20 protein-coding genes are annotated in these 21,373 nt (G+C 62.3%); 11 read left to right on the top strand and 9 right to left on the bottom strand.

Features of this window, described 5'->3' with window-relative positions; genetic code table 11:
* The first annotated feature begins 4 nt into the window (after window positions 1-4).
* From serC to FZZ93_RS11485, 7 genes are all read left to right on the top strand, one after another.
* Complete coding sequence (gene serC / locus FZZ93_RS11515; RefSeq protein ID WP_149322475.1) at window positions 5-1,120, top strand: 3-phosphoserine/phosphohydroxythreonine transaminase; 1,116 nt, start codon at window positions 5-7, stop codon at window positions 1,118-1,120.
* 211 nt (window positions 1,121-1,331) lie between these two features.
* Window positions 1,332-2,423, top strand: coding sequence for a prephenate dehydratase (gene pheA / locus FZZ93_RS11510; protein ID WP_149322474.1), 1,092 nt, complete (start codon window positions 1,332-1,334; stop codon window positions 2,421-2,423).
* Window positions 2,424-2,425: 2 nt separating this feature from the next.
* On the top strand, window positions 2,426-4,696 hold the full coding sequence (locus FZZ93_RS11505) for a bifunctional prephenate dehydrogenase/3-phosphoshikimate 1-carboxyvinyltransferase (RefSeq protein ID WP_149322473.1): 2,271 nt from the start codon (window positions 2,426-2,428) through the stop codon (window positions 4,694-4,696).
* On the top strand, window positions 4,693-5,382 hold the full coding sequence (gene cmk, locus FZZ93_RS11500) for a (d)CMP kinase (protein ID WP_149322472.1): 690 nt from the start codon (window positions 4,693-4,695) through the stop codon (window positions 5,380-5,382). The genes FZZ93_RS11505 and cmk overlap by 4 nt, the downstream gene beginning before the upstream one ends.
* 180 nt (window positions 5,383-5,562) lie before the next feature.
* Window positions 5,563-7,242, top strand: a complete 1,680-nt coding sequence (gene rpsA / locus FZZ93_RS11495) for a 30S ribosomal protein S1 (RefSeq protein WP_149322471.1) — start codon at window positions 5,563-5,565, stop codon at window positions 7,240-7,242.
* A gap of 320 nt (window positions 7,243-7,562) precedes the next feature.
* Complete coding sequence (locus FZZ93_RS11490; RefSeq protein WP_149322470.1) at window positions 7,563-7,946, top strand: histone-like nucleoid-structuring protein, MvaT/MvaU family; 384 nt, start codon at window positions 7,563-7,565, stop codon at window positions 7,944-7,946.
* A 508-nt stretch (window positions 7,947-8,454) separates the two neighbouring features.
* Complete coding sequence (locus tag FZZ93_RS11485) at window positions 8,455-8,727, top strand: hypothetical protein (RefSeq protein ID WP_246146196.1); 273 nt, start codon at window positions 8,455-8,457, stop codon at window positions 8,725-8,727.
* A 2-nt stretch (window positions 8,728-8,729) separates the two neighbouring features.
* Here FZZ93_RS11485 and FZZ93_RS11480 read toward each other — a convergent pair whose 3' ends face one another.
* The 4 genes from FZZ93_RS11480 to FZZ93_RS11465 are packed head-to-tail and all read right to left on the bottom strand — an operon-like array spanning window position 8,730 to window position 11,378.
* Window positions 8,730-9,602 (bottom strand): DNA replication terminus site-binding protein, encoded by an 873-nt coding sequence (locus FZZ93_RS11480; RefSeq protein WP_149322468.1) that lies wholly within the window; start codon window positions 9,600-9,602, stop codon window positions 8,730-8,732.
* A gap of 5 nt (window positions 9,603-9,607) precedes the next feature.
* The gene (yacG, locus tag FZZ93_RS11475; RefSeq protein WP_149322467.1) at window positions 9,608-9,841 is read right to left on the bottom strand and encodes a DNA gyrase inhibitor YacG; all 234 of its coding nucleotides are present in this window, start codon (window positions 9,839-9,841) and stop codon (window positions 9,608-9,610) included.
* A 51-nt stretch (window positions 9,842-9,892) separates the two neighbouring features.
* Window positions 9,893-10,525 (bottom strand): dephospho-CoA kinase, encoded by a 633-nt coding sequence (coaE, locus tag FZZ93_RS11470; protein ID WP_149322466.1) that lies wholly within the window; start codon window positions 10,523-10,525, stop codon window positions 9,893-9,895.
* 1 nt (window position 10,526) lies between these two features.
* The gene (locus FZZ93_RS11465) at window positions 10,527-11,378 is read right to left on the bottom strand and encodes a prepilin peptidase (RefSeq protein WP_149322465.1); all 852 of its coding nucleotides are present in this window, start codon (window positions 11,376-11,378) and stop codon (window positions 10,527-10,529) included.
* A gap of 143 nt (window positions 11,379-11,521) precedes the next feature.
* On the opposite strand from FZZ93_RS11465, the gene nagZ reads away from it, so the two are divergent.
* Together nagZ and FZZ93_RS11455 are read left to right on the top strand one after the other, a co-directional pair.
* The gene (gene nagZ / locus FZZ93_RS11460; protein WP_149322464.1) at window positions 11,522-12,535 is read left to right on the top strand and encodes a beta-N-acetylhexosaminidase; all 1,014 of its coding nucleotides are present in this window, start codon (window positions 11,522-11,524) and stop codon (window positions 12,533-12,535) included.
* Window positions 12,536-12,569: 34 nt separating this feature from the next.
* On the top strand, window positions 12,570-13,148 hold the full coding sequence (locus FZZ93_RS11455) for a hypoxanthine-guanine phosphoribosyltransferase (RefSeq protein WP_149322463.1): 579 nt from the start codon (window positions 12,570-12,572) through the stop codon (window positions 13,146-13,148).
* A 91-nt stretch (window positions 13,149-13,239) separates the two neighbouring features.
* Here FZZ93_RS11455 and FZZ93_RS11450 read toward each other — a convergent pair whose 3' ends face one another.
* From FZZ93_RS11450 to rarD, 4 genes are all read right to left on the bottom strand, one after another.
* The gene (locus tag FZZ93_RS11450) at window positions 13,240-13,779 is read right to left on the bottom strand and encodes a response regulator transcription factor (RefSeq protein ID WP_149322462.1); all 540 of its coding nucleotides are present in this window, start codon (window positions 13,777-13,779) and stop codon (window positions 13,240-13,242) included.
* Between the two features lie 24 nt (window positions 13,780-13,803).
* Window positions 13,804-15,075 (bottom strand): ATP-binding protein, encoded by a 1,272-nt coding sequence (locus tag FZZ93_RS11445; RefSeq protein ID WP_149322461.1) that lies wholly within the window; start codon window positions 15,073-15,075, stop codon window positions 13,804-13,806.
* Between the two features lie 118 nt (window positions 15,076-15,193).
* Entirely contained in the window at window positions 15,194-16,906 is a 1,713-nt protein-coding gene (locus tag FZZ93_RS11440; protein ID WP_149322460.1) for a SulP family inorganic anion transporter, read from the bottom strand.
* A gap of 131 nt (window positions 16,907-17,037) precedes the next feature.
* Window positions 17,038-17,946, bottom strand: coding sequence for an EamA family transporter RarD (rarD, locus tag FZZ93_RS11435; protein WP_149322459.1), 909 nt, complete (start codon window positions 17,944-17,946; stop codon window positions 17,038-17,040).
* A gap of 124 nt (window positions 17,947-18,070) precedes the next feature.
* Here rarD and FZZ93_RS11430 point away from each other — a divergent pair, with 124 nt between their 5' ends.
* Entirely contained in the window at window positions 18,071-18,886 is an 816-nt protein-coding gene (locus FZZ93_RS11430) for an amidohydrolase (RefSeq protein ID WP_149322458.1), read from the top strand.
* Window positions 18,886-19,587: a pseudouridine synthase gene (locus FZZ93_RS11425; protein ID WP_149322457.1), complete on the top strand. Its 702-nt coding sequence runs from the start codon at window positions 18,886-18,888 to the stop codon at window positions 19,585-19,587. Before FZZ93_RS11430 ends, FZZ93_RS11425 begins: the two co-directional genes overlap by 1 nt.
* Before the next feature lie 12 nt (window positions 19,588-19,599).
* Here the strand turns inward: FZZ93_RS11425 and FZZ93_RS11420 are convergent, their stop codons facing one another.
* Window positions 19,600-21,351, bottom strand: a complete 1,752-nt coding sequence (locus tag FZZ93_RS11420; protein WP_246146194.1) for a GGDEF domain-containing protein — start codon at window positions 21,349-21,351, stop codon at window positions 19,600-19,602.
* Window positions 21,352-21,373 lie beyond the last annotated feature (22 nt).

Genomic DNA, 21,373 nt, shown 5'->3' with positions numbered 1-21,373 from the left:
GCTGATGACACGTCATTTCAATTTCTGTGCCGGGCCGGCTGCGTTGCCCGAGGCAGTGCTGGCGCGAGCCCGCGACGAAATGCTGGACTACCGGGGGCGCGGTCTTTCGGTCATGGAGATGAGCCATCGCTCCAGCGATTATGTGGCCATCGCCGAGCGGGCTGAGCGCGACCTGCGGGAACTGCTGGCCATTCCCGACAATTATCGGGTGCTGTTCACCCAGGGAGGGGCGACCCAGCAGTTCGCCGCCTTGCCCTATAACCTGCTCGGCGCCGGTGGCACGGCCAACTTCGTGCAGACAGGTATCTGGGGCAGCAAGGCCATCAAGGAGGCGCGTCACCTGTTTGGTGATGCGGTGGTAGCGGCTTCCAGCGAAGCCAATGGCCATACGGCCGTGCCCCGGCAGTCGGAAATCGAGTTGTCCGAGGATGCCGCCTACCTCCATTACACCGCCAACGAGACCATCGGTGGGCTCGAGTTCGACTATACCCCCGGTGGCGCGGAAGGGTTGCGCCGCCGCGATGGCAGTGAGGTGCCGCTGGCCTGTGACATGTCGTCCAGCATCCTCTCCGGGCCGCTGGATGTGTCCCGCTTCGGGGTCATCTATGCCGGTGCCCAGAAGAACATTGGGCCGGCCGGTCTGGTGGTGGCCATCGTGCGCGATGACCTGCTCGACCGGGCGCGCGCCGACATGCCCAGCCTGTTCAGTTACCGGGCTCTCGCCGAGGCGGGCTCGATGATCAATACGCCGGCCACCTATAGCTGGTACCTGGCGGGGCTGGTGTTTGAGTGGCTGAAGGATGACATCGGTGGGCTGGTCGCCATGGGGGCCAGCAACGATCGCAAGGCGTCCAAGCTTTACGCAACCATCGACGCCAGTGAGCTCTATTCCAATCCGATCGCGCCCGTAAATCGTTCGCGCATGAACGTGCCCTTCGTGCTGGCCGACTCGCGCCTGGACGAGGCCTTCCTGGCCGAGAGCGAAGAAGCGGGGCTGCTCAATCTCAAGGGGCATCGCAGCGTCGGTGGTATGCGCGCGAGTCTTTACAATGCGGTGCCGGAAGCGGCCGTGGACGCTTTGGTAGACTTCATGAGCGACTTCGAGAAGCGTCGAGGCTGAAACCCGCCCCGGCTTCGCCCGGAGCTATAACCGGGCTGCGCCCGGAGCTGTAAGTCATAAGCTTTAAGCTGTAAGAAAAAACAAAAACCTTGTTCCCGGAAGTTTCGGGGGGATTTTCTGGCCGGCTTACGGCTTACGGCTTACGGCTTACGGCTTACGGCTTACGGCTTACGGCCGGTATAGGCAAGAATCTGATAATCAGGGGAAACCGATGAGCGACACCCCCAAGGACCTCGCAGGGCTGCGTCAGCGCATCGACCAGCTCGATTCCGACATCATGCGCTTGATCAGCGAGCGTGCCGAGTGTGCTCGTAGCGTGGCCGAGACCAAGACGAAGGACGATCCCCAGGCGGTGTTCTATCGTCCCGAGCGGGAGGCCCAGGTGCTGCGCCGCATCATGGCGCTCAACGACGGCCCGCTGGATAGCGAGGAAATGGCGCGGCTGTTCCGCGAGATCATGTCGGCTTGCCTGGCGCTGGAGCAGCCGGTCAAGGTGGCCTATCTGGGGCCGGAAGGCACCTTCACGCAACAGGCCGCGCTCAAGCACTTCGGCGAAAGCGCGATCAGCCTGCCGATGGCGGCCATCGACGAAGTCTTCCGCGAGGTGGAAGCCGGTGCCGTCAATTATGGCGTGGTGCCGGTGGAGAACTCCACCGAAGGGGTGATCAACCACACCCTGGATTCTTTCATGGATTCGAGCATGCGCATCTGTGGCGAAGTCGTGCTGCGCATTCATCATCACCTGCTGGTGTCCGACAATACGCGGCGTGACAAGGTCTCGCGGATCTACTCGCATCCCCAATCCTTCGCGCAGTGCCGCAAGTGGTTGGATGCTCACTATCCGCAAGCCGAGCGAGTGCCGGTGTCGTCCAACGCAGAAGCGGCCAGGCTGGTCAAGACCGAGTGGCACAGTGCCGCCATTGCTGGTGACATGGCCGCCAAGCTCTATGGGCTGACGCGTGTCGCCGAGAAGATCGAGGATCGCCCCGACAATTCCACGCGCTTTTTGATCATCGGCAATCAGGACGTGCCGATGTCCGGCGACGACAAGACCTCGATCGTGGTGGCCATGCGCAACGAGCCGGGGGCGCTGCATGACCTGCTGGAGCCCTTCCATCGTCACCAGATCGATCTGACTCGCCTGGAGACTCGGCCGTCGCGCAGTGGCGTCTGGAACTATGTCTTCTTCATCGACTTCAAGGGACATCGCGAGGAGTCGCGTGTCGCTGCGGTACTCGAGGAAGTCCAGATGCGGGCCGCCGAGCTCAAGGTGCTCGGTTCCTTTCCGATAGGCGTGCTCTAGGCATGGCGCATGAGGTTCGCGAGTCCCGGTTGCTGATCGTCGGTCTTGGCCTGATCGGTGGTTCCCTGGCGGCTGCCTTGCGTGACGCTGGCTTCGAGGGGGAGATCCTCGCCTGCGACCCGGACGCCGACGAAATCGCCCGGGGCGTCGAGATGGGCTTGATCGAACGAGGCGATACGCGCCTGGCAACGTTGCTCGATGGGGTCAGCATGATCGTGCTGGCGGTGCCGGTACTGGCCATGCGCGAGGTGCTCGAGGCGCTGGCGGAGCAGGGCGTGGCCGATGATCCGTCGCTGGTGATCACCGATGTCGGCAGTACCAAGGGCGCCATTCGTGAAGCGGCCGAGGCGGCCTTCGGTCGACTGCCGGTCAACCTGGTGTTGGGGCACCCCATCGCGGGCTCCGAGAAGAGCGGGGTGGCAGCGTCCGACTCGCACCTTTATGTGGGACACAAGGTGATCCTGACGCCGGCCACGACCACCGCGCCGAGCGCCGTGGCCCGGGTGAGAGCCCTGTGGCAGGCCGCTGGTGCCGAGGTGCTGGAGATGGAGGTGGAGCGCCACGACCAGGTTCTGGCCCGCACCAGTCACCTGCCGCACCTGTTGGCCTTTTCGCTGGTGGATACCCTGGCGCGCCAGGACGATCGACTCGAGATATTCCGTTATGCCGCCGGCGGTTTTCGTGACTTCACCCGTATTGCCGGCAGTGATCCCGTGATGTGGCGCGATATCTTTGCTGCCAATCAGCAAGCGGTACTGGCTGCCCTCGACGATTTCGAGGCGGGGCTCGCTCGCTTGCGGCAAGCCGTCGCCGATGGCGATGCCGACGCCATGCTGTCGACCTTCGATCGAGCCAGCCATGCCCGGCGTTACTTCGATTCTCTACTGAACCAGAGCAGTTATCAGGCGGAGTACCAGATGCAAGAACAAGCGACGTTGCGCTACCGGGCTGGCCCCGGCGGCGAGGTGCGGGGCCGCATCCGCGTGCCCGGCGACAAGTCGGTCTCCCACCGCGCCATCATGCTCGGTGCCCTGGCGGAAGGCGTTACCGAAGTGTCGGGCTTTCTCGAAGGGGAAGACAGTCTGGCCACCCTGCAGGCGTTTCGCGAGATGGGCGTCGCCATCGAGGGGCCGCACCAGGGGCGGGTGACGATCCATGGCGTCGGCCTGCATGGCTTGAAGGCACCCTCCGGGCCGCTGTACGTCGGCAATGCGGGAACCGCCATGCGGCTCTTCGCCGGCCTGCTGGCCGGCCAGGCATTCGATACCGAACTGACCGGCGATGTCTCCCTGACCAAGCGGCCCATGGGGCGGGTCGCCGATCCGCTGCGCGAGATGGGGGCGGTGATCGAGACCGCCGAGGGCGGACGTCCGCCGCTCAATCTGCGTGGCGGGCAGGCGCTCCAGGGCATCACCTACGACATGCCGATGGCCAGTGCCCAGGTGAAATCCTGCCTGCTGCTCGCCGGCCTTTATGCCGAGGGCGAGACGCGGGTGCGCGAGCCGGCGCCGACGCGCGATCACACCGAGCGTATGCTCGGCGGCTTCGGCTATCGGGTGGAGCGCGAGGGCGATACCTGCTGGCTCGAAGGCGGTGGCAGGCTCTCCGCGGCGCCGATCGATGTGCCGTCCGATATCTCCTCGGCGACTTTTTTCCTGGTGGCGGCGGCGATCACGCCGGGCTCCGACCTGGTGCTTGAGCACGTCGGCGTCAACCCGACCCGCATCGGCGTGATCAATATCCTGAAATTGATGGGTGCCGACCTTCGCCTTGAGAACGAGCGCGAAGTGGGCGGCGAGCCGGTGGCCGATCTGCATATTCGTCATGCGCCGCTCAAGGGTATCGATATTCCGGTCGACCAGGTGCCATTGGCCATTGATGAGTTTCCGGCGCTATTCGTCGCCGCGGCCAACGCCGAAGGCGTGACCCGCCTGCGCGATGCCGCCGAGTTGAGGGTCAAGGAGTCCGATCGGCTCCAGGCGATGGCTGATGGTTTCGCGGTTCTGGGAGTCGAGCACCGACTGTATGACGATGGCATCGATATCGTCGGCCGTCGCGAAGGCCAGGATGACGAAGGGCCGAGTTACGGAGGTGGCCGGGTCGACAGCCTGGGCGATCATCGTATTGCCATGGCCTTCGCCGTGGCGGCATTGCGGGCCAGTGACGCGGTCGCCATTGATGATTGTGCCAATGTGGCGACGTCATTTCCGGGGTTCATCGAGCTGGCGAGGCGCGTTGGGCTGACCATCGAGGCGCAACAGGAGGACGCATGACGGAACAGGCTGCGGTGCTGACTATCGATGGCCCGGGTGGTGCCGGCAAGGGCACGATCAGCCGGCTTGTCGCCGAGCGCTTGGGATGGCATCTGCTGGATAGCGGTGCGCTCTATCGGCTCACCGCGCTGGCCGCCATCCGTCATGGTGTCGCGCTGGATGATGAGTTGACCCTGGCGCGGCTCGCCGCCGAGCTGGATGTGGTCTTCTTGGCCGAGGATGGTGAAGGCCGGGTGGTGCTCGAGGGGCAGGAAGTGACCGGTGATATCCGCACCGAGGATGTCGGTGATGCCGCTTCACGGGTAGCCTCGTTGCCCAAGGTGCGTACCGCCTTGCTGCAACGCCAGCGGGATTTTCGCCAGGCCCCCGGTCTGGTGGCCGATGGGCGTGACATGGGAACGGTGGTCTTCCAGGAGGCTCCGCTCAAGATATTTCTTACCGCCTCGGCGGAGGAGCGCGCCAGACGACGCCACTTGCAGTTGCGAGAGGCCGGGGTGGATGCTAGTCTATCGAGTCTTCTAAAGGAGATTCAGGCACGCGATGCACGGGATATGCAGCGCAGCGTGGCGCCACTCGTGCCGGCAGATGATGCCGTCACGTTGGATACCACGAGCCTGACGATACCGGAAGTGGTGGATCGGCTGACGGCATTGCTGGCCCGAGAGGGCCTGATACCGGATGCCTGAGCTCCCTTGCGGCGCCTTCGGCAAGATGTGATGACGTGGAAGGGCATTTGTTTTCCGTGAGCCCGTCCAGGTCGAACCAGCGCCAACATCCCCGAAGGTAGTCTGAAATGGCCCGCACTCGCTGGTGGTGCGGAGGAAAGCGGCTTCGGTCGCACTCAACGTTGATCACGTAGGAACATCATGAGCGAAAGCTTTGCTGAACTGTTTGAACAGTCTCTCCAAGACATCAACATGGAGCCGGGCGCTATCGTCGCGGCTGCTGTTGTCGACATCGAAGGTGACTGGGTCACCGTCAATGCCGGCCTGAAGTCTGAAGGTCAGATCCCCGCGGCGCAGTTCCGCGACGACAACGGCGAACTGACCATCGCCGTCGGCGACGAAGTCCACGTCGCTCTGGAAGCCGTTGAAGATGGCTTCGGCGAGACGCGTCTGTCTCGCGAGAAGGCCAAGCGCGCCGAGGCGTGGAAGGTTCTGGAAGCTGCCTTCGAGAAGGAAGAGATCGTCAAGGGCGTGATCAACGGCAAGGTCAAGGGTGGTTTCACCGTCGATGTGGATTCCATCCGCGCCTTCCTGCCGGGCTCCCTGGTCGATGTGCGTCCGGTGCGCGACACCACGCACCTCGAGAACAAGGAGCTCGACTTCAAGGTCATCAAGCTCGATCCGAAGCGCAACAACGTGGTGGTTTCCCGCCGCGCCGTGCTCGAGGCCGAGAACAGCGCCGAGCGCGAAGCTCTGCTTGCCACGCTGCAGGAAGGCCAGCAGATCATCGGTATCGTCAAGAACCTTACCGACTACGGTGCCTTCGTTGATCTGGGCGGTGTCGATGGCCTGCTGCACATCACCGACATGGCCTGGAAGCGCATCAAGCATCCCAGCGAGATCGTGGCCGTCGGCGACGAAGTCAACGTCAAGGTCCTCAAGTTCGACCGCGAGCGTAACCGCGTGTCTCTGGGCCTGAAGCAGCTGGGCGAAGATCCGTGGGTCAACATCAAGGATCGTTACCCGGAAGGCACCAAGGTGCACGCCACCGTCACCAACCTCACCGACTACGGCTGCTTCGCCGAGTTGGAAGAGGGTGTCGAGGGCCTGGTCCACGTCTCCGAAATGGACTGGACCAACAAGAACATCCATCCGTCCAAGGTCGTCCAGGTTGGCGACGACGTGGACGTCATGGTGCTGGATATCGACGAGGAGCGTCGTCGTATCTCGCTGGGCATCAAACAGTGCACCGCGAATCCTTGGGAGACCTTCAACGGTCAGTACAACAAGGGTGACCGTGTCTCCGGTACCATCAAGTCGATCACCGATTTCGGTATCTTCATCGGCCTGGAAGGCGGTATCGACGGTCTGGTGCACTTGTCCGACATTTCCTGGACCGAAGGCGGCGAAGAAGCTGTTCGTCAGTTCAAGAAGGGCGACGAGGCCGAAGCCGTCATCCTGTCGATCGATCCCGAGCGCGAGCGCATCTCGCTGGGTATCAAGCAGCTCGATACCGATCCGGTTGCCGAATTCCTGGCCGTCAATGACAAGGGCTCCATCGTCACCGGCCGTGTGGTCGAAGTTGATGCCAAGGAAGCGCATGTCGAGCTCGCTACCGATGTTGTCGCCGTGCTGAAAGCTTCCGAGATCAGCGCCGATCGCGTCGAGGATGCTCGTAACGTGCTCAACGAGGGTGACAGCGTTGAGGCGCGCATCGTCGGTGTGGACCGCAAGAACCGTCAGATCAGCTTGTCCGTCAAGGCCAAGGATCAGGATGATACGCGTCGCAACATGAGCAAGCTGCGTGAGCAGGATGCCGAAAGTGGTGATAGCCCGACCACTATCGGTGATCTGATCAAGCAGCAGATGGGCCAGGACTGATCCTGCGACGCTAGCGTCGAGGAGTCCCATCTCGAAAACACCGCCCTTTTGGGCGGTGTTTTTTTGTGCTTCACAAGTATCCAGGCATGCTGGGCTCGATAGTTATTGGCAATGAATCTTGGCGTGTTTATGGGGTTAAGCATCTCTCTTTCACTTTAATCGTTACTTATATTTACGAACGGGACATGATGGATTGGTGAAAAGCCTATATAGTGTTGAGTGGAAGCACGAAAGAAGGCGTTGATTATCGAGTTATTAAACGCGATAATAACAGCCGTCCCGAAGTGTTCCATCCCGTAAAAAATCAAGGAAATATCTAGATGTCCTCACTGCTCAGCAATTACATGCAGAAGGAAGAGCAGCTCAAGCAGCTGCAAGCCGAGCTGGAAAAGCTCGAGAACGACGAGCGTCTCAAGGCGGAGATCGAGTTCAAGAACAAGCTGCAAGAGCTGATGGATGAGTTCGGCAAGAGTGCGGCTGATGTGATTGAACTGCTCAGTCCCAAGTCAGGCAGCAACGCGGCTGCCAAGAGCACTGCGGCTGCCGGTGGCGGTCGACGCAAGCGCAAGCTGAAGATCTACAAGAACCCAAATACCGGTGAAGTCGTCGAGACGCGCGGTGGCAACCAGAAGACGCTCAAGAGCTGGAAAGATGAGTTTGGCGCAGACACCGTCGAATCCTGGTTGGTTCGTGTAGAAGAGTGATCATACTCGTCTGCTGCCTGTGAATATATCGTGGGTGAGTAGGTGGGTTTCCCCGCAGCACTGTCGCCAATGTGTGACAGTGCTGTTTTTGTTATAAGTTTAAAGCTTGAGCTTTTTAAGTTTTCAAGCCTTCGACGAAGCAAGGCGGTGGTGGTCATCAGATGTGTCATGTTGATCACTGTCGGTGTGAACATGAAATATAGTGATCAGAGTCTTCCGGGCCTGGCGACATAGTGCCGAGCGTACCGGCACAGAGTGACGGTCATGTGCGGCAGGGCGGTTGACCTGGTTGCAGGATGGCAGGGCTCGAGCCGGCGTCGTTGTCGATAGTGTCCTGGCATTTACGCCTGCCGGTGGTCAGGCAACTATAGATGATAGTTGTTGTCCGAGCGGGTATACTGCCGGTTCATGCCTTATTCGGCCGGGCAGTGTCCCGTGCCATTTTCCTTTCGCTGTGTTGCCAGAAATCGATCGGTAGCGAATGAAATATCAGAATTCACGAAAACCCATGGATGAGCGTGAAAAGTTGCGCAAGTTCCGTGAGCTTGACGATGCTTTCTCACAGGCGTTGCGTGAGCTCGAACAGCCTGACAATGCTCTGGACATCCCCACCGGCCCCCCGGTGCGCTCTCTTGAGGCACTGGATGAAGAAGAGCGCCTGCGTGAACGTGAAGCCGCGTTCGAGCGTCGGCTCCAGTCGTTGATGCAGGACTATGCACAGCCCGCGGAAAGCGTCAGCCACCTTCTGGAAACCTTGAAGTCCTTGGGCAGGATCGCCTGATCCTACCCGTCTCGATACCGATACACCCGCAGACTGGGTAGTAACGGAGTCTCCTCGATACGGGCGTCGCTGCGTTTCGCTCTGGTACGACGCTCGGGGGGATGGAGAGGGGGCTGATTGATGTTCGGAAGTCGGCCATTGGTCGTCGGGACGAACAGGGGCAAGGCGATATTCTTCACCTGCCGTGAGTGGCCGTCATCGAGTGGTTCCCGAAAGAACAGGTTGGCCCGCATCAGGGGAGCCTGGGCTTGAACCTGGGCCAAGGGTTCGTAATCGGGTAGCCCGGCCAGGGTGCGCAACTGGATGCGGATATGATCCGCCTCGCTATCCAGCGCCAATAACATGCGCTCGGCGTCCTGGACGCTGAGACGCTTGATGGAGCGCCCGCTGGCGTACCAGGTCAGCCGGATGCGAGCAACTTCCGCCGCTGCCGCCGGGATGGCCCGCCAGCATTGCTTGAGGTGGAGTCGTGCCAGGCCGACACCCCGTAGGTGATCGTGCAGGGCGGGGTGGCGAAAGGGTAGCACTGCCTTGATCTCGGGAATCAGGCTCGGCACTTCTCGACGTATCTCGGCGAGCAGCTCGGCGAAGGCTCGCTTGGTGCTGTTGACCCGCTCGAGTTTCTCCATGACCGCCTCATTGGCGGCGAGCACGCCGATGTAGCTGCGTGTGCTGCGCCCGTCCTGCCCATCCTGATACCAGAAGTCGAGCAATGCGCGGTACAACCAGGCTGCGTCCACCTGGGGAGAATCGAGGGCCCAGCCTTCGGCGTTGGAGAGTCGCCAGGCATCGACCAGGGCTTCGGCCTGCTCGACCAGGCAGTCGAACACGGCCTCCAGTCTTGCCAGCAGCCGGTATTCCTGAGCTTGTGTCATCAGCGTCACGTCATCGAGTCATCACGGTCGGCGCGGGCCAGCATGGCATCGATATCGGCTTCATCCATGGAAGATTCACCGGCGATACGATGGGACTCATCGGCCCAGGCACCCAAGTCCAGCAGTCGGCAGCGCTTGCTGCAGAAAGGGCGGTAGGGATTGCTCTCCGTCCAGAGGACTTTCTTGCGACATTGGGGGCAGGCGATTTCCAGGGGACGATCGGTATGGGGCTCGGACATAAGGGGTCTCGTCGCGGGTGGCAGTGACGGATCAATGACAAGGATGACGAATCAGCGTGCCGGGGGCAATCCACTGAGGGTTCGATATTGCTGATCGAGTTCGGCAACCCGGTCGGCCAACTGCTGCTCGTTACCCTCGTTGGTCAGAATGTCATCGGCCCGGGACAGGCGTTCGTCGCGGGGCATCTGTGCCGCGACGATGGCGCGTGCCTGGGCCTCGTCGACTCCATCACGTCGCGCAGTGCGTTCGATCTGCAGCGATTCGGGGACATCGATGACCAGGCAGCGCTCGACCAGCTCGTGCTGACCGGATTCGAACAGTAGCGGGGAAATCAGCAATGCGTAGGGAACGTCGCGCTGACGAAAGTCCTCCAGGCATTCGCCGAGTCTTTGCCGGATGCGGGGGTGGGTGACGGATTCCAGCCAGTGGCGTTCGGCCTCGTCGGCGAAGACAATGTCACGCAAAGCCCGGCGATCGAGGTGGCCATCCTCGAGCAGCACTCGGGGGCCGTGGCGCCGGCGGATCTCGGCCAGCGCCGGCTCGCCCGGTGCGACCACTTCCCGGGCGACGTCGTCGGCATCCACCCAGGGAATACCATGTTGTGCGAAGGCGCGCGCCACCGTGGACTTGCCCGAGGCAATGCCGCCGGTGACGCCGATGATCAGAGGTCTTCTTGTGGTCATGTCATGCGATCCGTTGGAGATACAAGGCCATCAGTGGCTCTCCAGCCAGCAGCATCATCCAGCCAGCCACCGCGAGCCAGGGACCGAATGGCATGGGCTGGCCGCGTCGGCTGGGGTCGAGAGCCTGGGAGGCCAGGCCGAACAGGGCGCCGCCTGCGGCGGACAGCACCAGCAGCAAGGGCAGATAGGGCCAGCCGACCCAGGCGCCGAGTGCCGCCAGCAGCTTGAAGTCGCCGTGGCCCATGCCACGTTTGCCGGTCACGCGCTGGAACAGGCCGTGGAAGGCCCATAGCGACAGATAGCCGAGCATGGCGCCGAGCACGGCATTCGGCAAGCCCAGGGGCTGGAAGAGCAGGTGATAGAGCAGGCCAGCCCAGAGCAGTGGCAGGGTCAGGATGTCCGGGAGGAGTTGTAGTCGCAGGTCGATGACCGCCAGCGCGAGCAGGGTCAGGCAGGCTGCGAAGATAAAGACGGCTTCCAGCGTTGGTCCTTGAAGCGCCAGGACCGCCAGAGCGAAGAGGCCACCGGCGAGTTCCACCAACGGGTATTGGATGCTGATCGGCTTCTGGCAATGGGCACAGCGGCCACGCAGCCCGATCCAGCCGAGTAGCGGCAGGTTGTGTCGCCAGGCGATGGGTGCCTCGCAGCGTGGGCACATCGATGGCGGGCCTAACAGGTCAAAGCGTGGCGATGATTCAGGGTCGAGCGACAAGGCGGCCCGGGCCTCGGCACGCCAACCACGCATCAGCATCACCGGCAGGCGGGTGATGACCACGTTCAGGAAGCTGCCAAGGCTCAGGCCAAGCAGGGCGACGAGCAGCCAGAGCAGAAACGTGGGAATGTTGCCGGGCATGGTATCTCCTTCCGTGATGTCCCCGCTATTGTACGGGCCATGTTGAGGTGTTGTCCGCCTTGCTGAAGCCGGACGGGCCCGGACTGTCGCGTCGAGGCGGGATGGTCTAGAATCTGGCCCTCTTCAACGTCAGGAACGCGACCATGACCCAGACGCTTGGACCGGTGATGCTGGACCTGGAAGGCCCACGGCTACACCGCGAGGAACAGGAGCTTCTCCGACATCCCTCGGTGGGAGGCATCATCCTGTTCGGCCGCAATGTCGAGGATGCCGTTCAGGTACGCGAATTGTGTCAGTCGATTCGGCGGGTGCGCCCCGAGCTGTTGGTGACCATCGATCAGGAAGGCGGCCGGGTGCAGCGCCTGCGCCAGGGCGTGACGCGCCTGCCGTCGATGGCTCGCCTGGGGGCCGAATACGAGGCCGCCCCGGAGGTTGCCCGGCGCTTGTGTCAGGATGCCGGTTGGCTGCTCGGCATGGAAATGGCGAGTTGTGGCCTGGACTTGAGCTTCGCGCCGGTACTCGATGTCGACAGTGGTGTCTCATCGGTCATCGGCGACCGAAGTTTCAGTGGTTCGCCGGAAGTAGTGAGCGAGCTGGCCGGAGCCTTCGTCACAGGGCTTCACGAAGCCGGGATGGCCGCGGTGGGCAAGCATTTCCCCGGCCATGGCGGTGTTGCTGCCGATTCTCACCATGAATTGCCCGTGGACGAGCGTTCCCTGGCGTTGCTGCGTGCCCGTGACCTGGTGCCGTTCAACGCCCTGGCATCGCAACTGGATGGCATGATGCCGGCGCATGTGGTTTACCCCGATTTCGACCACCGACCGGCAGGGTTCTCGCCGGTCTGGTTGGGTATGCTGCGTGAAAGTCTGGGATTCAAGGGCACCATCTTCTCGGACGATCTGAGCATGGCTGGGGCCAGCACCGCCGGGACACCGGCAGAGCGAGCCCGCTTGGCCCTGGAAGCGGGATGCGACACCCTTCTGGTATGCAATGATCGTCAAGCCGCTCTCGACGTGCTGGACGCCTGCCAGGGGCAGGTCTCCAAACGATCCGCCAAGTTGCGTTACGCCCGTTCCCGCCCCGATCTCGACGCCATAGGCGCACTGGCTCGCTGGCGTCGCGTACATGCGCGTCTCGAAGCCATGGCCGCCGACTGACATTCCTTTTCGATACTGCAACAACGAGCCTTCGATGCCTAAACTCGATGCCGATGCCCTCCCGTCCCTGGCCGACATGCGCGCGGTCATGGACAGCGCCGATTGTCTGATTTCCCAGCAGGAGGTCGAGGTTGCCCTGGACCGCATGGCCGAAGAACTGGCCCGTGATCTTGGTGACAGCCTGCCGGTCTTCTATTGCGTGATGAACGGTGGCTTGATTACCACCGGACACCTGCTGACCCGCCTGGGCTTTCCCCTCGAAGTCGATTATCTGCATGCCACCCGCTATCGTGGTGGGACGCGCGGCGGCGAGCTGTTCTGGCGCGTGTCGCCGGAGATTCCCATGGCCGGACGGCACGTGGTGATCGTCGACGATATTCTCGATGAAGGCGCGACCCTGGCCGCCATTCTCGATTACTGCGGCGAGGCCGGTGCGGCGAGTGTCACCACGGCAGTGCTCGTGGACAAGCGTCACGATCGCAAGGCGGTGCCCGGGCTCAAGGCCGACTATTGCGGCCTCGAGGTCGCTGACCGCTATGTGTTCGGCTATGGCATGGACTACAAGGGATACTGGCGTAACGCACCGGGCATCTTTGCGCCGAAGGGCATGTAAGAAGAGGCGATGCCATGCTCCCCGCTTGGCATCGCTCGAGCAACCCCTGGCGAGTGTCTGAAAAGTCGACGAGCAGATACGTTTCGGACATTTAATGCCTGACGGGGCGCTTCTGCAGCTTACGCTGCAAGGTTCGGCGGTGCATGCCGAGCGCCCGGGCGGTGGCCGAGATATTGCCGTCGTGCTCCTGCAGCACCTTCTGGATGTGCTCCCAGGTCAGGCGATTGATCGAGGGCGGCGTGTCCGCCACTTCGGCTTCCGGATTGCCGTCTTCCCGGGACAGGGCGGCCAGCACTTCATCGGCGTCGACCGGCTTGCACAGGTAGTTGACGGCACCGAGCTTGATGGCTTCGACGGCGGTGGTGATGCTCGAATAGCCCGTCAATACCACCACCCGGCAATCCGGCACCAGCTCCAGCAACTCCGGCAACAGCTTGAGTCCCGACTCGTGTTCCAGTTTGAGGTCCAGGGTCGCGAACTCGGGCTGGTAACGGCGTGCCAGATCCAGGGCCTCGGTGCCGTCGTGAGCCACGAGGACCTCGAAGTCGCGCCGTGTCATGGCACGATGCAGCACATGGCGGAACATCTCGTCGTCGTCGACGATCAGCAGGCGTTGGGGTGTCTCTTGCATGGTCGATCCTCGTTCGGGCGTCGGTCAGGCCGAGGTGTCGCTACGAGGCAGGCTGACCTCGGTCAGGGTGCCGCCTTGTGGATGATTGTACAGGCTCACGCCGCCGCCAAAGCGATTGATGGTGGCGTGAGTCAAAAACAGGCCGATACCGAGGCCTTTGCTCTTGGTGGAGACGAAGGTCTCGCCGAGCTGATCGGCGATCGACAGAGCAACCCCGGGGCCATGATCGCGAATGTCGATGACCACTTCTTCGGTACTCCAGTCCATGTGGATGGCGATATCGTTGGGATTGGCGTCGGCGGCGTTGTTGAGCAGGTTGGTCAGCGCCTGATCGAGGGTGGTATCCACCGCGAGCTTGGGTTGACCGCGCCGTTCGGGGATCTCGAGGCGATGGTCGACATCGGGGCGCAGTACCAGCCAACGCTGTACCACGCTGTTCAGCCATTCCTTGGCATCGCGCACCTCGGCGTTGGCCATGCGGCGACGGTCGGCATTGTCGACCAGGTGGCGAAGGCGCGCCTTGCAGGTGTCGACCTGTTCGCGGAGCAGGTCAATGTCCTTTTTCAATTGCACATTGTCGGCGGCATCCTCGCGCATTTCGCTCAGTAGTACCGCCATGGTGGATAACGGTGTGCCCAGCTCGTGGGCGGTGCCGGCGGCCTGGGTCGCTACAGCGAGAACCTGCTCGTTGCGCAGCGCCGACTCGCGAGTGCGTGACAGCGACTGTTCACGATTGCGCAGTGCGCGCGCCATCTTGTAGATGAAGAAGGTCACGAGCCCAGCCGAAAGCGCAAAGTTGAGCCACATGCCCAGGGTATGCAAGTTGATCCAGCTTTCGGCGTGAGGCATGCCGAGTTGCGGCACGGGATGGTAGAAGAACATCAGGAAGCTGTAGCCGGCCATGCCGGCGGCGGCGACCGCCCAGGCATGGCGCCAGGGCAAGGTCGCAGCGGCGATGGTCACCGGCACCAGGTAGTAGCCGATGAAGGGGTTGGTGGAGCCACCGATCAGATAGAACAGCAGTGTCAGGCCGAGCATGTCGGCGAGCAGGTGAGCCAGGTACTCGCCGTGTGTCACTGCCCAGGGGCGGCCGAGACGCCACCAGGTGCCGATGTTGATCAGGCTCATCACCGCCATCACGGCGATCACGGCCGGGATGTCCAGTGCAAAACCGAGTCCGGCGATGCCGATGACGACACCGATCAGAAAACCGGTCCAGGTGATGCCCCGGACGATGGTCAGGCGGACCAGGTTGCGGTTCGGAGTGGAAAGCGGCAGTGGCAGGGGGGCGTGCATGGTGGCTCCGCGATCAAGACAACTGAAGATGATAACCGATGACGCCTTGTCTTCGCCTCGCTCGAAGGCGCGACCCTATGTCGCTCCAGGCCAGTGCGTGACGATCATCGCGTCGGCGTTACTCTTCCCGCCGCTTCAATTCACTCCAGGCCGCATAGGTACTCAGGAAGACACGACCGGACAGGTCGTCGAGGAAGTGGCTCTTCTTGAGGCGATCCATCACTGGCCCCTTGACCTCGGCCAGGTGCAGGGTGACACGTGAGTCCTTGAGGCGTGCGTTGATGGCATCGAGGCTTTCCAGCGCCGAGGCGTCGATCAGGTTCACCGCCGAACAGATCAGTACCACGTGTTCCAGTTCCGGGCGGCTGGCCACCAAGGTATAGACGGTGTCCTCCAGGTAGCGCGCATTGGCGAAGTAGAGGCTTTCATCGACCCGCAGTAGCGCCAGGTGGCTCAGAGTTTCGGCGCTGTGCCGCGTGACGCTGCGGAAGTGTTCAGTACCTGGAATGCGGCCCACCAGGGCGCTGTGCGGGCGGCTCGTACGGTACAGGAAGAGCCCGATGGAGAGCGCGACACCGCTGATGATGCCGGCCTCGACGCCCTCGGTCAGCGTCAACAGTATGGTCAGGGCCATGGCCGAGAAGTCGCTGCGCGAATAGTGCCAGGTCTGCCGGATCAAGGGAATGTCGACCAGGGTCAGCACGGCCACGATGATGGTGGCGGCGAGGGTGGCGATAGGCAGGTGTTGAAGCAGTGGCGTCAAGGCCAGAGTGACCAGACCGATGCCGAGTGCGGCGAAGGCTCCAGCCATGGGGGTTCGGGCACCGGACTCGAAGTTGATCACGGTGCGCGACAGGCCGCCGGTGACCGGCATGCCGGCGGAGAGGGCGGCGGCGATGTTGGCACCGCCCAGGCCGAGCAGTTCCTGGTTGGGCGAGATACGCTCGCGGCGCTTGGCAGCCAGCATTTGCGCCATGGAGATCGATTCGACGAAACCGACCACGCTGATCAGCAAGGCCGGTACCAGCAGCTCCCGCCAGAGTGGCAGGTCGACAGTCGGAAAAGTCAGGGGGGGCAGTCCTCCCGGTATATCACCGACTACATCGACGCCGTGGCTCCCCAGGTCGAGCCACCAGCTGAGCAGGGTGGTGATGATGACGGCGAACACCGGGCCGGCCCTCGCGCAGAGTGCGGCCAGCCCCTTGGACATGCCGATCGCTGTCAGGAGCGTCTTGCCGTAACGTCGCATGAGGATGAGAAACGCCAGGCTGCCGGTGCCCAGGGCAAGCGTTGGCCAATGCAATGCACCCAGGTGTGTGGCCAACCCTGTCAGCAGCGAAAGGGCTGTATAGCCGGTGACATCAACTCCGAACAGGTGGGTGAGCTGGCTGATGGCGATCAGCAGCCCTGAAGCGGAAAGGAAACCGCCAATCACTGGGTGGCTGAGAAAGTTGGCGAAAAAGCCCAGGCGCAGTATGCCCATTACTATCAGCATCGCCCCGGATAGCAGCGACAGGGTGAGGGCCGCCTCGAGATAGGCCGGTGACCCCAGTGGTGCCACGCTGGAGAGCGCCGCGCCGGTCATCAGGCCAATGATCGCCACCGGCCCGACGGCCAGGGTGCGGCTGGTGCCGAGCAGGGTATAGGCCAGCAGCGGCAGGATGCTGGCGTAGAGGCCGACGACCGCCGGGAGGCCGGCGAGAATGGCATAGGCCAGCGACTGGGGAATCACCATGACGGTGACGATCACACCCGCCAGTAAGTCGGCGCCGAACAGGCGACGGGTGTAGTGGGGGAGCCAGGTAAGTATCGGGAGGTATTTCTTGAGCATCCGGACCAGTCGCAGGTGGGGAATCGGGAACCAGGGCGTCTAATAGACTAAACGATCCGTGGCTGACGGTCAGCGATGGCATGCCATGGGCTTGCTGAGTGTATTCGACATGCCTGTGGCGGTGAGCCGTATCAGGCTTCTTTTGTCTCTTGCGGGCGGCCTTGCCAGGCGGTCCAGGAGTAAAGGGCCAGGCTGAACCAGATCAGTATGAAGGTCGCCAATTGTGTCGGTGTCAGGGGTTCGTTGAAGACCAGCAAAGCTATCATGAACTGGATGGTCGGGTTGAGATACATCAGAAAGCCCAGGGTCGCCAGGCGTAGACGCCGTGCCGCGCCGGCGAAGGCCAGCAGGGGCAATGCGGTAATCACGCCGCTGGCAATCAGCAGCAGGGTACTGCGCTGGTCGGCCAGGAAGTGGGACAGCCCTGCTTCGCTGAGCCAGGCGAGTGCCAGCAGGCCGAGCGGCATCAGCAGCAGGGTTTCGACGAACAGGCCGGAGAGGCCATCCAGTGGTACCTGCTTACGCAGCAGGCCATAGGTGCCGAAGGACAGTGCCAGGGCCAGGCTGATCCATGGGATCTCACCAAGCATCACCAATTGGATGACGATGGCGATGCCGGCCAGTGCCACGGCGACGCCCTGAAGGCGGAGCATGCGCTCGCGCAGTACCAGCAGGCCGAGCGTGACGTTGATCAGTGGCGTCAGGAAATAGCCGAGGCTTGCCTGGAGCACCTGGCGACTTTCCACGGCATAGATGTAGAGCCCCCAGTTGAGCCCGATCAACACCGCGCAGGCCAGTACCCGTCCCAGCCGGCGCGGACGGCGCAGGGCCTCGGCCACCGGTGGCCAGCGACGCAGGATGGTGATCAGCCCCACCAGGAACACGCAGGACCATAGGACTCGATGGATGAGCACCTCATAGGCGGGGATGCCCTCGAACAAAGCGAAGAACAGCGGGAAGCATCCCCACATCAGGTAAGCGGCGAGGCCGAAGCCGACTCCCTTGGTGGCGTCGGGAGAAACGGTTTGAGTCCTTGGCATGTTAAGCTTCCTAAAAATGTCCGACCTATCATAGGACCGGTATCGCTTCGATGCCATGGCTGCGCGATGCCGGTGTCTCGGTTAGGCTGAAGACAACCCCGTTCCGAGATGATGGAGTCCCTGTATGAGCGAGCTGCGAACGACCCTGGTGCAGTGCGATCTGCGCTGGGAAGATCCCGATGCCAACTGCCGGATGCTCGAGGAGACGCTGGGCGAGCTCGACGGCGACCAGACCGACTTGATCGTGTTGCCGGAGATGTTCGCCACGGGGTTCACCATGAATTCGCGGGAAATGGCCGAACCCATGGACCAGAGCGCGACCGTCGCCTGGCTGCGCGAACAGGCTGTGCAACGTGGGTGCGTGGTCACCGGTAGTGTGGCGGTGGTCGAGGGCGACGATTATTTCAATCGTCTGATTTGGGCGCGACCGGACGGGAGCCTGGTCACCTACGACAAGCGCCACCTGTTTCGCATGGCCGGCGAGCACGAACGTTATGCCATGGGCCACGAGCGAGTGATCGTCGAGCTCAAGGGATTCCGGATCCTGCTCAGTGTCTGTTACGACCTGCGCTTCCCGGTATGGCTGCGTCAGCAGCCTGCCCCGGGCGAACACTTCGAGTATGATGCCCTGCTGTGCATCGCCAACTGGCCGGCGCCGCGTCGTCATCCGTGGCGCGTGCTGCTGCAGGCTCGCGCGGTAGAGAACCTGTGCCCGGTGATCGGTGTCAATCGCGTCGGCGAGGATGCCAAGGGGCTCGGCTATGCCGGCGACTCCATGCTGGTCGACGCCAAGGGCGAGGCGCTGATCGACGAGCCCAGGGATCTGCCTTTCGTGAAGACCGGCACACTATCGCTGACAGACCTGCAGGCATTTCGCGAGAAGTTTCCCGCCTGGCGTGATGCCGACCATTTTACCCTTTCGGACGGAGTCGGTGACTGATGCGATTGGATCGTTTTCTGGCGGAGAGTACCGAGCTGACGCGCGGGCTGGCCAAGCGGGCCTTGATCCGCGGTGAGGTCAGCGTCAATGGCGAGCTGGAAAAGAAGGCGGCCCGCCATGTGCAAGAGACCGACCGAATCACCTGGCTGGGCGAGCGCCTGTCCCTGGTGGGGACGCGCTATATCATGCTTAACAAGCCCGAGGGCGTGGAATGCACGGCGCGGCGAGGGCTCTATCCTCGCGTGGTGGACCTGCTTGATGTCCCCAAGCTCGAACGCTTGCAGCCGGTCGGGCGTCTCGATGTCGAGACCACGGGACTTCTGCTGATCACCGATGACGGTCAGTGGTCGCACCGTATCACCTCACCGCGGCGGCGTTGCTCGAAAGCCTATCTGGCCCACCTGGCTCGCCCCCTGGAAGGCGATGCGGCACTGCGCGCGACGCAAGCCTTTGCCGAAGGAATCGAGCTCGAGGGCGAGGACGAGCCGACCCGCCCGGCCGAGCTGACATGCCTGGACGATCATCATGTCAGGTTGGTCATCGATGAGGGACGCTACCACCAAGTACGGCGGATGTTTGCCGCCATCGGCAACCATGTCGAGACGCTGCATCGAGAGTCGGTGGGCGCCCTGGTGCTCGACGATACCCTGGAGCCAGGGGAGTGGCGTGAGCTGACCCCCGAGGAAGTCGCGTTGTTCTGAGGGTAACTGACATCAGGCATAGACGTGGGTCCGTGCCCGACCTGCATGCTTGGCGGTATAGAGCGCCTTGTCGGCGAGCCCTACCAACGCCAGAGGGTCGGTCGCATGCAAGGGATAGGACGCGATGCCGCAGGATATGGTAACGGGGCCCAGCGGCATCTCCTGGTGATGCTGGATAGTGCAGGCCAGTGTCTCGAGCAGGGCCTCGGTGCGTGCCTTGACATCATAGGCTTCGGTGCCATGCATCAGTACGGCAAACTCTTCACCGCCCAGCCGGCAGATCACATCGGCTTCCCGAAAGTACTGGGTCAGACGCTGGGCGATGGTTGCCAGGACACTGTCGCCAGCTTCGTGGCCGTAACGGTCGTTGATCCGCTTGAAGTGATCAATGTCGATCATCACCAGGGTCAATGAATACCCCTGTCGGCGAGCCTGAGCGGCGGACTGCTCCAGTAACTCGTTGAAATAGCGACGATTGTGCAGTCCGGTGAGCGGGTCGGTGTAGGAGAAGTTTTCGAGCCGTTTCACCAGGGTCTGCAGTTCGCCGGTGCGCTGGGCGACTTCCTGTTCCAGGCGCAGGTTGAGGCGTTTGAGCTCCTTGTGGGTGCGGCTGTACTCGCGTAGCGAGATCGCCACGAGGGCAAGGGCGAAGATCAGGGCGCCACTACTGACCGGTACACGCGTCCAGGGCAGCAGGCCATGAGCGACGGCCATGTCGGCGAGCAGGAGCAGGTCGAAAAGCGCAAAGCTGCCCAGGATGGCTTGCTGCTCTCCATTGAGTCGTGGTAAGCGTGGGGCGATGACGGCCATCAGCAGGCAGAGGCTTGTGACAAGCAGAAGGTCGAAGACTGGAAAAGTGGTGGAGAGGTTGACCCACCCCGCCAGTGCCACGCTGAGCGCCGCGATCAGATAGAGGAGGTGGGCCTGCCAGATGCGACGAATCAGCCGCATGCGGGTGTCGGTGTACCAGTGTTCCAGTAATAGGCCGATGGCGATCGGCAGCGTGTAGTAACCGCCGGCGGCAAGATAGTCCCATAGCAGGGGGATATTGAGCAGCAATTGGCTGACCTGGGTGTCGGCCAGGATCATGAGGCCCGAGGCGAACGAGAACAGGGCGATAGGGGGAAAGTTATAGCGCGTACCGGACTGGATCAGCGCAAGGACAGCGGCCAGAAAGGCAAGCAACAGGCAGACAATGCTGATGATCAGGTCGACGGCCGAATATCGAAACAGGTAACCGAGCAATTCGGCGTGCTCCATGAGTTTTACTTCACCCCACAGGCCGATATCGGTGTAATTCGAATAAATGCGGAAGTAGAGGCGCTTACCGGCGAAATCCTGGGGCAGTTCGATCATGTGCCATGGCCAGCCGGCGAAATGTCCTTCGCCACGGGCATTGAAATTGCCGTAGCGATAGATTCGCTGTCCTTCCAGATAGGCCTCGACGATCAGGTCGACACTGTAGATATAGAGCACGGGGTCCCGCCACTCTCCATCCATCGGCAGGGTGGTGCGGAACCAGGCATGGTGGCGTCCGTTGCGATCGGGGGGATTGGAAGGGAAGTCGATGGATCGCCAGTTGGCATCGGCAGGCTCGCCGCTGGCCCAGACCAGCGTGCCATCGTCGGCGATAGGAGAGTCCCCCCAGAGGTATTCCCAGCCGTCCGTCAGCGAGATCGTCGATACTTGAGCCGGAGCGGCGATAGGGCCGAGCAGGATCAGTAGTAGCATGCCTTGCCATGACAACAAGATGAATCGGCGCATATGGCGCTCTTCGGCCCTTGGT

Origin of the sequence: Halomonas eurihalina (assembly GCF_008274785.1) — a bacterium.
Taxonomy (GTDB): Bacteria; Pseudomonadota; Gammaproteobacteria; order Pseudomonadales; family Halomonadaceae; genus Halomonas; species Halomonas eurihalina.
The sequence above is the reverse complement of the archived record's forward strand: the minus strand, read 5'-3'. Positions and strand labels throughout refer to the sequence as shown.